This window comes from Acetobacter orientalis (assembly GCF_000963965.1).
GTDB lineage: Bacteria > Pseudomonadota > Alphaproteobacteria > Acetobacterales > Acetobacteraceae > Acetobacter > Acetobacter orientalis.
In genome coordinates this window covers 1-11,650 of sequence record NZ_BAMX01000005.1, presented here as the reverse complement: position 1 = coordinate 11,650, position 11,650 = coordinate 1, and the positions used below count along the sequence as shown (strand labels likewise).

Annotated in this window: 11 protein-coding genes; 3 read left to right on the top strand and 8 right to left on the bottom strand. The window is 55.3% G+C overall.

The features are described from left to right. Positions 1-55: 55 nt before the first annotated feature. The 3 genes from Abor_RS01695 to Abor_RS01685 form a co-directional block, all read right to left on the bottom strand. The gene (locus Abor_RS01695; protein WP_048840108.1) at positions 56-964 is read right to left on the bottom strand and encodes an EamA family transporter; all 909 of its coding nucleotides are present in this window, start codon (positions 962-964) and stop codon (positions 56-58) included. Then, entirely contained in the window at positions 961-3,000 is a 2,040-nt protein-coding gene (parE, locus tag Abor_RS01690) for a DNA topoisomerase IV subunit B (RefSeq protein ID WP_048840107.1), read from the bottom strand. The genes Abor_RS01695 and parE overlap by 4 nt, the downstream gene beginning before the upstream one ends. Before the next feature lie 190 nt (positions 3,001-3,190). Beyond that, positions 3,191-3,724: a hypothetical protein gene (locus Abor_RS01685; RefSeq protein WP_048840106.1), complete on the bottom strand. Its 534-nt coding sequence runs from the start codon at positions 3,722-3,724 to the stop codon at positions 3,191-3,193. 445 nt (positions 3,725-4,169) lie between these two features. Between Abor_RS01685 and Abor_RS01680 the strand changes: the two genes are divergently transcribed. Further along, positions 4,170-4,709: an Ig-like domain-containing protein gene (locus Abor_RS01680; RefSeq protein ID WP_048840111.1), complete on the top strand. Its 540-nt coding sequence runs from the start codon at positions 4,170-4,172 to the stop codon at positions 4,707-4,709. Between the two features lie 120 nt (positions 4,710-4,829). Here the strand turns inward: Abor_RS01680 and Abor_RS01675 are convergent, their stop codons facing one another. After that, positions 4,830-5,279, bottom strand: a complete 450-nt coding sequence (locus tag Abor_RS01675; protein ID WP_048840105.1) for an RrF2 family transcriptional regulator — start codon at positions 5,277-5,279, stop codon at positions 4,830-4,832. Positions 5,280-5,426: 147 nt separating this feature from the next. Between Abor_RS01675 and cysK the strand changes: the two genes are divergently transcribed. Continuing rightward, positions 5,427-6,413, top strand: coding sequence for a cysteine synthase A (gene cysK, locus Abor_RS01670; protein ID WP_048840104.1), 987 nt, complete (start codon positions 5,427-5,429; stop codon positions 6,411-6,413). A 36-nt stretch (positions 6,414-6,449) separates the two neighbouring features. Continuing rightward, positions 6,450-6,989: an RNA 2'-phosphotransferase gene (locus Abor_RS01665; RefSeq protein WP_197719561.1), complete on the top strand. Its 540-nt coding sequence runs from the start codon at positions 6,450-6,452 to the stop codon at positions 6,987-6,989. 18 nt (positions 6,990-7,007) lie between these two features. Here Abor_RS01665 and Abor_RS01660 read toward each other — a convergent pair whose 3' ends face one another. The 4 genes from Abor_RS01660 to Abor_RS01645 form a co-directional block, all read right to left on the bottom strand. Next, a complete protein-coding gene (locus Abor_RS01660; RefSeq protein WP_048840103.1) occupies positions 7,008-8,126 on the bottom strand; it encodes a THUMP domain-containing class I SAM-dependent RNA methyltransferase in 1,119 nt (372 codons plus the stop codon). 109 nt (positions 8,127-8,235) lie between these two features. Continuing rightward, entirely contained in the window at positions 8,236-9,387 is a 1,152-nt protein-coding gene (locus Abor_RS01655; RefSeq protein WP_048840102.1) for an OmpA family protein, read from the bottom strand. Between the two features lie 202 nt (positions 9,388-9,589). Next, entirely contained in the window at positions 9,590-9,931 is a 342-nt protein-coding gene (locus tag Abor_RS01650; RefSeq protein WP_048840101.1) for a DUF1491 family protein, read from the bottom strand. Then, positions 9,928-11,592, bottom strand: coding sequence for a S41 family peptidase (locus Abor_RS01645; protein WP_373319049.1), 1,665 nt, complete (start codon positions 11,590-11,592; stop codon positions 9,928-9,930). Before Abor_RS01645 ends, Abor_RS01650 begins: the two co-directional genes overlap by 4 nt. Positions 11,593-11,650: the final 58 nt, after the last annotated feature.

Below are 11,650 nucleotides of genomic sequence, written 5' to 3'. Positions count from 1 at the left end.
AGCCAGAGCCAGAGCCAGAGCCAGAGCCAGAGCCAGAGCCAGAGGGCCCGTTTTTTTATTGGGGGGCTTCTGGCACCTCAGCCAAGGGGGCTTTTTTGCCGGGAGTTAGCACGGTGCCGATAGACGCACCGGCAATAAGCACAATACCGCACAGCCGTAACAGCGGCAGGGTTTCGTGCAAAATGAGTACGCCTGCCAAGGTGGCGCATACAGGTTCAAGGCTGCATAGCAGGCCAAGGTCGCGGGCACTTAAGTGCTGCATGGCGCGCATTTCAAGGGCGTAAGGCAATGCAGATGAGCACACAGCAACCACAACCGCCCAAAAAAGTGACGAAGGGTGGCCTGCGCCCGCAATAAGCGCTGGTAAAAAGCAGGGTATAAACAATACCAACCCGCCACACAGCTGCCCAAGAGCGCAGGCATGACCGGGTGCTATTTTGCCAATAAGGCGCTTACCAAAAATAAGGTACAACGCCCAAGAAAAGGCAGCCCCTAAAGCAAACATAAGGCCAAGCAAGTTGGGGGCATTGGCCCCGGTGGGGTTAAGCAGCAAAAACAGCCCCAAAACTGTTACGGCCAGCCAAGCAATATCGCTTAAGCGGCGTGAGCCTAAAAAGGCTAGAAACAGCGGGCCGGTAAATTCGAGCGTTACGGTTATGCCAAGGGGTATGCGCTCTAGTGCCAAGTAAAAGCACAGGTTCATGGTGGCAATGGCCATGCCGTATGGAAAAGCCAAGCGTAACAAGCGCCAAGACAGCACATGCCAGGTTTTAAAAACGCTCATTAAAATGAGGGCCGCAAACCCGCAGCGCAAAGCAACCATGCCTGCTGCCCCAAAAATAGGGAACAGGGCTTTGGCCGTAGAAGACCCAAATTGCAGGAAAACCATACCGCCAATTAACTGGGCTAACGCAGCAATGCGAACCTGTAAGCTGGCGGTCTGGGTATTGGCGCTTATGCTCACACGTCTAGCAGTTCACCAACGGACTGGGCATGCTCTTGAATAAAGGCAAAGCGGAGCTCTGGTTTACGGCCCATCAGGCTTTCTACCCGCTCGCGCGTGTTAAGCCGGTCTTCTGGTGGGGTAATAACGCGCAGCAATGTTCTGCGCTTGGGGTCCATGGTTGTTTCTTTAAGGTCTGCGGGGGGCATTTCGCCCAGACCTTTAAAGCGTGAGACATCAATTTTACCACGGTTTTTGAACTCGGTTTTTAGCTTACGCTCGCGGTCTGCGTCATCCATGGCGTAAACCGAGCGTGCCCCTTGTGTTAGCCGGTAAAGGGGGGGCTGGGCCAAATACAACCGCCCTGCGCGAATAAGTTCGGGCAGTTCACGGTAGAAAAATGTCATGAGGAGAGAGGCAATATGCGCGCCATCTACGTCTGCATCGGTCATAATAATAACGCGACCATAACGGAGTTTGGTCAGGTCAAATTTGTCGCCCGAGCCACAGCCTAAGGCTTCTATCAGGTCTCGTAGCTCTTGGTTGGCACGGAGCTTTTCTGTGGTGGCGCTGGCCACGTTCAGAATTTTACCGCGTAGGGGGAGCACGGCCTGTGTTTCGCGGTTGCGGGCTTGCTTGGCAGATCCACCAGCCGAGTCGCCCTCAACCAGAAAAATTTCGGTTTCTTCAGCGCGTTCTCGGGTGCAGTCGGTCAATTTACCGGGTAGGCGCAGGCGGCGGGTTGCACTTTTGCGCGGTGTTTCTTTTTGCTCGCGGCGGCGCAGGCGTTCTTCAGCGCGCTCGATGACAAATGCCAGCAGGCTATCAGCTTGTGGTGGGTTTTGCGCCAGCCAGTGGTCAAAACGGTCACGCAGGGCGGTTTCAACCAATTTGCTGGCTTCAGAAGAGGTCAGCTTTTCTTTGGTTTGGCCCTGAAACTGCGGGTCACGAATAAACACAGACAGCTTGGCGGCTATGCTGCCCAGCACGTCTTCTGCCGTAATGGCGGCTGCTTTTTTGTTAGAGCGCTGGTCGCCCCATGTGCGTAAGCCCTTGACCAGAGCGTTACGAAAGCCCGTCTCGTGCGTACCGCCTTGCGGGGTCGGAATGGTGTTGCAGTACGATGCGAGGGCAGCAGAGCTGCTCTCTAAAAACGCGACAGCCCATTCAACCCGGCCATTATCTGTGCCATCGGCTGCGGGGGGCAGTGCGGCATCACCCGCCCAGAGGGGGGTAAGCAGGGGGGCGTTGGGGCCAAGCTCATCGGTCAGGCTGTCTGCCAACCCACCGGGAAAGTGCAAAACGGCCTCGGTTGGGGTGTCATCACCGCTTTTGATCAGTGCGGGGTCGCACGCCCAGCGAATGGTCACACCACGGAACAGAAACGCCTTAGAGCGGCAAAGTTTGTAGAGCCGGGCTGGCACAAACTGGTGGGTGCCAAAAATTTGGGTGTCTGGCACAAACGCAATTTGCGTGCCGCGCCGGTTTTGGGTGGCGCCGGTTTTTTCGAGCGGGGTAACAGGAAGGCCACGCTCATAAGCCTGCTGCCAAATGGCGCGGTCACGGGCAATTTCTACTTCCATGCGCGATGAAAGCGCATTGACCACCGAAGAACCAACCCCGTGCAACCCGCCAGAGGTGGCGTAGGCTTTGCCAGAGAACTTACCCCCGGCATGCAAGGTGGTTAAAATAACCTCAAGTGCTGAGCGGTCTGGAAAACGCGGGTGCGGGTCAACGGGAATGCCACGCCCGTTGTCGCGTATGGTCAGCCTGTTTCCCACAGATAACGTCACGTCAATTGTAGAGGCATGACCGGCCACGGCTTCGTCCATGGCGTTGTCGAGCACTTCTGCTGCTAAGTGGTGCAGGGCGGTCTCGTCTGTGCCACCAATATACATGCCGGGGCGGCGGCGCACGGGCTCTAGGCCTTCAAGCACCTCAATGGCGCTGGCGTCATAGGCGGGGGTGGCCCCGGTATCTGGCTGTGCGGCAGGTTTGGCTGCCTTTCCGGCAGGCCGACGGGAGGACGGAGGGGGCTCGGAAAACAGATCGCTCATAACTAAGGTCTGTCCCGCGTTGTTGATGATTCGTCAAGCACTCGTAAGCGGTGCGGTGCATAAAGCGCACAAAAAGAGAACGTTTCACATGGCTTTAAAAGGCCCAAGCCGCAGCAGTGCTTGGCTATTTGCGCAAAAAAAAGAGCCGCACAAGAAGGCGGCTCTTTTTAAAAAGACAGGGCTGTAAAATTTAAGCCTTGTGTGCTGCTGCGCGGGCACGCCGTGTTGGGCGGGTTGTGCGTTTAGCTGTTTCAGGGGCTGCGCATGTCTCAAAAGAGGCAGGCTGAGTGACGTCTTTTGCATCTGTGTAGTTGGCAAGGTCTTCTGTGCTGTCTAGCGCGTTTACCTCGTCAAACATGGCAAGGCGCTGCTGGCAGAAGATGGTGCCGGCAGAAAGCCCTTTTTCAGACTGCACGTTGGCAAGCTGGGTAATGTAGTCATCGTGCTCGCGCTGGGCGCTGCGGCCATACGTGGTACGGAAATAGGTGTTGAGCTTTTGCTCTTCGTTCAGCAGGTTGCTGCGAAATTTGGCAACAAAGGCGTTGTAGCGGTCCTGCGCATTGCAAGACAGAGCGGTAACCATCAGCTCGCTTTTCAGGGCCTGTACATTAAAGGCTTCATGCGCGGGGGAGTGGCCACACGGTGTGGCGGCAAGGCTGTAAGAGCTTTGCAGCACTCCGGCAGCAAACACAGTGGCGGCCAGAAAACGAGAAAAACAAGACATGCGGTTCCTCCGGTACATGCTGCAGCGGGCGTTGTTCATCACGTTAAAGTGTGTCCGGCCGATCCAGCATACGAAACGGGCTTCTATGAGTTTGACGACACGAAATAGCGTATTCAGGAAAGAAAGATACAGGTATTTTTTCATACCGCGTCTCAACTTTATGGGCAGTTTTTAGCTGCCTGCCGCTTAGCGCACGGTATTGGAAGGCAAAGTAGGTTTAAAACACGGGATTTAGGGCAAAATAATGGTAACCTGCTTGGGGGCAAGTGTTTGAGCAGGCCTGTTTGTTTAGCCTCTTTCTTCCTTGCTGAGTATGTTCTAAACGCAAAGACGAATCATGGTGCGCAAGGCGCTTGCGTGGCAGAGGGTTTCTTTCTGCCTGTTTGCTTTAGGGTGCACAGGGTTCAGTCTTTGTAATCATTGAGATGAATGAGTGGAGCTGACAGTGCGCTTGCGAGGAATTGCCGTTCTGGCGTTAACAGGTGGTATGCTTGCCGGCTGTGCGACCACAAAAGGCCCAGTACAGACGGGTACACCTAACCCATTTGGCTATATGAAGAAATCAGCCGTTTGCACCACCACACCTATTAAAACTGGTGCAGATGGGCAGCTTTCTACAACCATGACCGTGCGTTCAGACGATGGTTTGTGTGAACTAAAGCTGGCTCAGGGTTCTGGTAAGGCTTATGCGTCTTTTGGGGTGTCTCCTGCACCGGAGCACGGCAAGGCTTTCCTGTACAACCTGGATAATGACACCCACCTGACCTACACCCCAACCATGGGGTATACGGGTAACGACAGCTTTAGCGTTACCCTGATACCGGGTGATGGCTCTGCCCGTAAGCGCCTGACCGTGACCGCACAGGTTGATGCAACTGGTGTTGTTCTGCCTAAGCCAATTGTGCCCGCAGTGACGGCCCCAACAGAAACCAAGAAAGCCACGACCACGACTCGTCGTAAGGCAACAACGACCCGCAAAAAATAACCTTAAAGGGTGGGGTTTTAAGCCAGTTTCTGGCTAACCCCGTACTTTTTGCGCAGGTGACTATAAAAAACCCCGCGGCACGGTGTGCTGCGGGGTTTTTGCATGGCTTATGCGAGAATTTTAAATTGAGAAGGTAATAGGCTCGCTTAAGGGGCGTTTTAAACCGGCGGTTTCGGCTTTTTTCACCAAGTCATCTAGGCTGGTTTTTTTCATCTGGGCGGTTAGTTCTTTATCAAACTGCTTCCAGCTTGGTTCAATAACCTTGGTAAAAATGGGGCCTTGGGGGCCATCTTCACCCGCTAGGTCGTCTTGGGTGACCGCGTTAATAATATCCACCAACGAAATATCGCGCCGGGGTCTACCAAGGCGGTAACCACCGCGTGGGCCACGAATACTTTCCAAAAGCCCCGTGCGGGAAAGGGCTTGCAGCAATGGCTCTATACCACGGCGGGCCAGGTTAGAGCGCTCGGCAATATCAGCAGCACTTACGGTTCCGGAACGGCCTGCATGGAATGCAACATCAAGCATAATAAGAACTGCCGTCATGGCTCTATCGCGGCGCAGGATCATGATCCGGTTTCCTTTCACCTCAAAAAAGGGCAAATGTAGCGTTAGAAATGGGTAGACCTGCATATAGCAGGGGTTGTCCGGTTTATCTACGCTGTAAGTTCGTATTATAATGTTGACAGAGATGCAAACAAAGAGAAAGGCGTTTTCATGACAGCTTCTGATCTTTCAGGTGAAACATATGGTTTTGCGGCACCCCGTGGCCGGGTGTACGACTCAATTACCAATGTGGTGGGCGGCACACCGCTGGTGGCCATACCGCACCAGAGTGAAGAAGATGAACTGACAGCACGTGTGCTGCTTAAGCTCGAGTTCTTTAACCCGCTTGGCTCGGTTAAAGACCGTATTGGCACAGCCATGGTGCTGGCTGCTGAAAAAGAAGGCCGTATTACACCGGGCCGCACGGTGCTGGTTGAGCCTACATCGGGCAATACCGGTATTTCTTTGGCGTTTGTTGCCGCAGCGCGGGGCTACCGGCTGGTTGTTACCATGCCAGAGGGGGCCTCTATTGAGCGCCGCCGTATGCTGCGCCTGATGGATGCACAGGTTGAACTTACGCCCGCCCGTATGGGTATGGCTGGCGCCATTGCGCGCGCTAACGAAATTTTGAACGAAACACCAGACGCCTGGATGCCCGACCAGTTCGATAACGATGCCAACCCTGCCGTGCACGCGGCGACAACCGCGCAAGAAATTTGGGTTGATACCGCAGGTAAAGTGGATGTGGTTGTGGCAGGTGTGGGCACTGGTGGCACCGCAACTGGTATTGCAGAAGCCTTAAAAAAGCACCGTAAGGACATTCAGGTCTTTGGTGTTGAACCCGCCGAGAGTGCTATTTTAAACGGTGATGAGCCCGGCCCCCACGGTATTCAAGGCATTGGCCCGGGTTTTTGCCCAGCTACCCTGCATACCAAATCGTTAAATGGGGTATTAACCGTGTCCGAACGTGAGGCCATTGCGGCAGCACGCCGTTGTGCGCGGCTTGATGGTATTCCGGTTGGTATTTCTTCAGGGGCGGCACTGCACGCTGCGTTGCAGCTTGCCAAAAAGCCAGAATATGCAGGCAAAACCATTGTGGCTATAGCGCCCTCTTTTGCTGAGCGGTACCTGTCTACCTCTTTGTTTAACGGGCTTTAAAACCCCCTTTGGGGTATGGCGTAGGGCTGCATTCTCATGATGACTGATAAAGAGGTCAGTAAATTTTTGAGTTTAGTGTTGCGCCATGCCCCAGAAAAAATTGATCTGCCGCTTGATAAGCAGGGCTGGGCAGAAACGCAGGTGCTCCTGCGTAAAGCAAAAAAAGCTGGGAAACTGTTTGATGAAACAACGCTTAAGCGTGTTGTGGCTGAAAACGATAAGCAGCGTTTTACGCTTTCAGCCAACGGGCAGCGCATTAGAGCGGCCCAAGGGCATTCTCTCAAAAATATAGATTTAGGGTTAATCCCCGCTCAGCCGCCAGAACTCTTGTGGCATGGTACAGCCCGCGATGTGTTGGATGCTATTTTTGCCCAAGGGCTGCTACCGGGGCGCAGGCAGTATGTGCATTTATCGAAAGACCAGCACACGGCCCTAAGCGTTGGGGCGCGCCATGGTAAGGCTGTTGCTTTAGGGGTAGAGGCTGGGCGCATGGCGCAGGATGGTTTTGTTTTTTTGCAGGCCGATAACGGTGTCTGGCTAACCCAGCAGGTGCCCCCAAGCTACCTTAGGTGGTAGCAGAAAGAGCCTTGTGCGTTAGGGGAGCGGGCCAGTCTGGTACAGGGTCACTTTTAAGCCGCCATGCGGTATGGGCGCTGTGTTGGGCAAAAAGGGCAGGCCGGTTGCATAGGCCAAGCTAGATTCGCTGGTAATAAGCCCCACCCGCCAGCCAGAAAAATGGGCCAGCATGGTTTGGCCAAATGCCCGGTAGAGTGGCGCGAGCTCCTGCTTGTCGCCAATACGTGTGCCGTAGGGTGGGTTGCTTATAACCAGCCCTGCAGGGCAGCCTTCGGGTGGGCGGGCCTCGCTTATGGGGCGTTGGGTAAAGGTTGTTAGAGCGTTTAGCCCCGCACGCTCTGCGTTGGCGTGGCTCATGGTAATAGCGCCTGCATCGCGGTCGCTACCGTAAAATTTAAAAGGGGGTGTGCGCTCGCTTTTTACCGCGCGCATAGCTTGCCATGCGTGGGCATCAAACGTGGCAAACTGCTCAAACGCAAAATGGCGTAGCCTGCCGGGGTTAAGGCGGGCTGCTATTTCGGCCGCTTCCAATACAAATGTGCCAGACCCACACATGGGGTCGAGCACGGGTTCTGTACCCTTGTACCCGCACTGCATAAGAAACAGAGAGGCCAGAGTTTCCCGCAAGGGGGCGCGGTTTACGGCAGCTTTATAGCCACGCCGGTGCAGTAGGTCGCCTGAGGTATCTAGGCTTAGGGTGCAAATATCGTTTTCAATACGGGCTTTAATAACTACTGCGGCGTCATTAGACAGTGGTGCGCCAAGAGCAGCACTTATAGCCGCCCCAATACGCTCTGCCGCAGCTCCCGCGTGGTATACTCTTGAGGTCGAGCAGCTTGCCTCTACCCGAAATGCTACGTCTGGGCGGAGCACACTGGCCCAGTCAAATGCTTTGGTTCTTTTTTCAAGCTGGGTGAGGTAGCGCACAGGGAAGGAGAGCAGGCGTGCCAGCACCTTGCTTGTGCCGCGTACCCATAAATTGGCGCGCCATACTTCTGGCCAGCCACCAGTAATGGTTACGCCGCCGGGCACGGCTTTTGCGTGCTTAAACCCTTTAAGCCGCACTTTCTGGCACAGAACCGGCTCAAGCCCCGGAGAGGTTGCAAGAAAAATTTCGAAGCTGGGTGCGTGTGTCATGGTGTGTGAATGGCCGGAACAAAAGGGAAGGGCAAGGTGGCCCTAGGGCAATAAAAAACCGCTCTGGCGTAGGCCAGAGCGGTATAAAATTAAAGCAACAGCCGCACGCTTAACGGAAAATGATTTCTACACGGCGGTTTTGGGCTTCTTTGGTGTTAGGGCCAGTTTTTACCAGCGGGTTGGTTTCACCATAGCCATGAATATCAATGGTTGTGCCGGGCACACCATCACGCACCAGTTCTGCTTTTACCATTTCTGCCCGGCGGAGAGAGAGCTTCATGTTGTACTCTTCACCCGATTTTTGGCCCGGATGCGCAGATGAGTTGTCTGTGTAGCCAGAAACGGTAATGCGCGTAAGCGTTGTATGGGTAGAGGCCAGTGCGGCAGTAGAAACAATGGAGCGCGCACGATCTGTCAGGTCAGATTTATCCCAATCAAAAAAGACCAGATAGCTACGAGCGGCCTGCGGAGCAGGGGCCGGTGTTTCTGACGGCGGTGGCGGGGGTGGTGGTGCCGGGTTGAATTCATACCGCAGCCCAAGCATGAGCGAGTGGTTGAAGTCTGTTTTGGTATCACGGTTGCCAGAAGCCCAACCGGCAGATTTGGGCTGGTTATTGTTACCGCCTACAGTGCCATACGCCAGTGTGGAGTGTGACTGCGGGCCAAGCATCGTCCAGAATCGGTATTCAGCCGTGAAAGACAACCCAACCACCCAAGGGGTCGGGAAAGACAGGCCAAAAATGCCCTGATAGGCAAAATTGCCAAACGTACCGCGTGTTTGCTGGCTTAACTGGCCATTAGGGGCAGTGAAGGAGGTGTTAAGCTTTGTCCAGCCATAGCCCACGCCTGCGCCAAAATATGGAAAAATCCAAGGTTGGCCTACGTCCATATCAAACAAGGCGTTGGCCATAACGCCTGCAGTCTGGCGGCGGCCATCGGCCCGGCCGCTTACGTTGTCTGCAATAAAGCGTTTGTAGGCCATGCTACGGTAGTCGCCTTCAACTTCCACACGGAAGCCGTTGCCAAGCCCATAACCAATAGAGCCAAGCCCAATGCCACCTGCGTGCCATTTGTCTCGCCCACTGGGCAGGTTGGAAGACGCACGTACCTGCTGGTCTTGGTTGAAGGTCGCTCCGCCTTCACCGGCAATATAAAGGCCCTGTACGGGCTGCGCCATAACGGGGGCCGCACACAGCAGATATCCTGCGACCAAAGGCGCAGAAAGCAGTGATTGCGCGAGGAGACCTTGGCGCAGCTTCATGTTCTTCTCCCTGCTGTGGCACTGGTTCCGCAGTGGCCGGGCATCACGATAGGTGTGCGTATAAAGCACATATGCTTGCCTTCTTTGCTGTAAACTTGCGTTGTGTGCAACAGGCAGGCAGCTTTGTTTTCACCAACTAGGCTCATTTACGCAACATCAGGCACGCTGGCGTGTGGCATAAGTCACACATCTTTGCATTTGTTCAAAGCAGAGTTGCTTCAAACGGAGGTCTAAAGTCGGGTGCGTCGAGCTCGAGCACCCATAGGTCTGGGTCAAAACGGGTTTGGCGTTCAATATAGGCACTGAGTTCTGGCGGCTCCAGCGGGGTAGCCCCAGAAGCACGTAACCAAGCCGCTTCACCTTCTGGTGTTCTTGTCTGGCTCAGAACAACGGCGCTACCGTTTCGTTCCACAAGAATCACTAAAATACTGCCTGCATCGGGGTCGCCTTTGCGCAGGAGCATGGCCGAGCGGCCATCCTGCCCGGCTTGTCGTAAAATGGCGCTGGCATGCAGGTGGGTGCGTAGGCGGGGTGTGGTGGTCATTCTTTTATCGCGCTGGGCAGGGCTGCGGGGTCTTCTGGCATGGCGTTTATGGCAGTTTTGTACCACGCCTTGTTTTCAAGCACGCTGCGGGCGGTTTCAATATCACGGTCTGTGCCCAAAGCTGCCGGGCACGCTTTGCGAATGGCAAGAATACGCGAAACAGGCAGCGGAAAACGCGCAGCACGTGCAGCGAGCACCGCTGGCTGGTTTTCAAGCTGGCCATGCGCAAGTGTGTGGAGTTGGTGTGTGGTTTCTGTATCGCCCACGCTGGTGCAAATTTGCGGCATAACGCCCAAGCCCTGTAGGGGCCAGTGCAGCGGGGCAATAACGCGGCTCCAGGTGACAAACAGTTCGCCTTCGTCTGGTAGTTGGGCCACGGTTTGCACCAGCCCTTTGCCCAGAGTTGAGCTGCCAATAACAACCGCTCGGCGGTGGTCTGCTAAGGCTGCTGCCAGTATTTCGGCTGCGCTGGCGGTGCGGCCATCTACTAAAATGGCAATGGGTAGGGCGTTGGTCATGTCGCCGCCCTGCACGGCCCAAATATGGTTGGCTTGTGCATCGCGCCCATCGGTTACGGCGGCAACGCCTCTGTCTAGCAGCAAGGCGGCAGCGGTAACGGCCTGCTGTAGCACGCCACCACGGTTACCGCGCAGGTCTATAATAAGGCCTTTCAAGCCGCCCTCTTGGGTGGCTTGGTCTAGGTACTGGCTCATTTCTTCTGCTGTGTCAGAAGAAAAAGCTGTAACGCGCAACACCACCAAAGACCCGCTGGCAAAAGCAAACACTGTTTCTGGCGGCACTTTTGCCCGCCGTAGCACAACTGTATGCCCCTTGCGCCGCCCCGGAGAGAGCAGGCGTAGGCTAACCGGCGAGTCTTCATCGCCTTGTAGCCAATGGGTTACGGCTTCAACCGTTTGGCCAGAGGTTAGCTTGGTGTTGACCGCAAGCAGGCGGTCTCCCACATCAATTTCTGCCGTCCATGCCGGGCCGTTGGCATTAACGGCAGAGACTACAATGTCGCGCCCTTTACGGGTTAGGCTTATGCCTGCGTCTGCCTCGCCCCCTACACGGGCGTGCCGGTCTGTACTGGCGGAAGTGGGGCCAATATAGCGCGAATAAGGGTCTAGGTGGTTAAACAGTTCATCAAAAAATGCCTGCACCAGTTCTTCCCGGCTGGTTTGGCGCACGGCGTCTGAATGGTCGTGTGCTGCGGCAATAAAGGCAATGGCAAGCTGCGCCCAGTCTTCATCGTTGGTTGCAACGGGGGCGGGGCGTGAAAGCAGCGTTGTCTGCCCAGAAAGCAGCCGTATATCAGCCCCGCGTGCATCGAGTGATAAAGCCGGGTCTAGTGCCGTTAAAGCGCCAAGCCCCCACAGCGTAAACTCGCGGCTTGAATGGTATTCAAGCGTGCGTGGCCCTAAAAATTCCAGCGCTGTGTAAATGACAGATTTAACCAACGGCAGGTTTAGTGCCGCTTCTGCTGTTGGGGGGCTGGTTGGCTCTGGTTTAACTGGCGGCGCTTTTACGCTGGCATCTGTGCCCGCAGCTTCTGCCGGGGTAAAGGGCGCAGGTGCGGTTGCTGCCACGGCAGGGGCTGGCGTGGCCACCGGCTGGGGTGGTGGTTCAGCCGTTGCTAAAAAAAGGCTTGGTGTTGGGGCTATTTTAAGGGGTGCCGCAGTGCCAGTGCCAGTGCCAGTGCCAGTGCCAGTGCCAGTGCCA

Coding starts and splice junctions, on each gene's coding strand:
- parE (WP_048840107.1), bottom strand. CDS start 3,000: ATGAGCGATCTGTTTTCCGAGCCCCCTCCGTCCTCCCGTCGGCCTGCC.
- Abor_RS01685 (WP_048840106.1), bottom strand. CDS start 3,724: ATGTCTTGTTTTTCTCGTTTTCTGGCCGCCACTGTGTTTGCTGCCGGA.
- Abor_RS01675 (WP_048840105.1), bottom strand. CDS start 5,279: ATGATCCTGCGCCGCGATAGAGCCATGACGGCAGTTCTTATTATGCTT.
- cysK (WP_048840104.1), top strand. CDS start 5,427: ATGACAGCTTCTGATCTTTCAGGTGAAACATATGGTTTTGCGGCACCC.
- Abor_RS01665 (WP_197719561.1), top strand. CDS start 6,450: ATGATGACTGATAAAGAGGTCAGTAAATTTTTGAGTTTAGTGTTGCGC.
- Abor_RS01660 (WP_048840103.1), bottom strand. CDS start 8,126: ATGACACACGCACCCAGCTTCGAAATTTTTCTTGCAACCTCTCCGGGG.
- Abor_RS01655 (WP_048840102.1), bottom strand. CDS start 9,387: ATGAAGCTGCGCCAAGGTCTCCTCGCGCAATCACTGCTTTCTGCGCCT.
- Abor_RS01650 (WP_048840101.1), bottom strand. CDS start 9,931: ATGACCACCACACCCCGCCTACGCACCCACCTGCATGCCAGCGCCATT.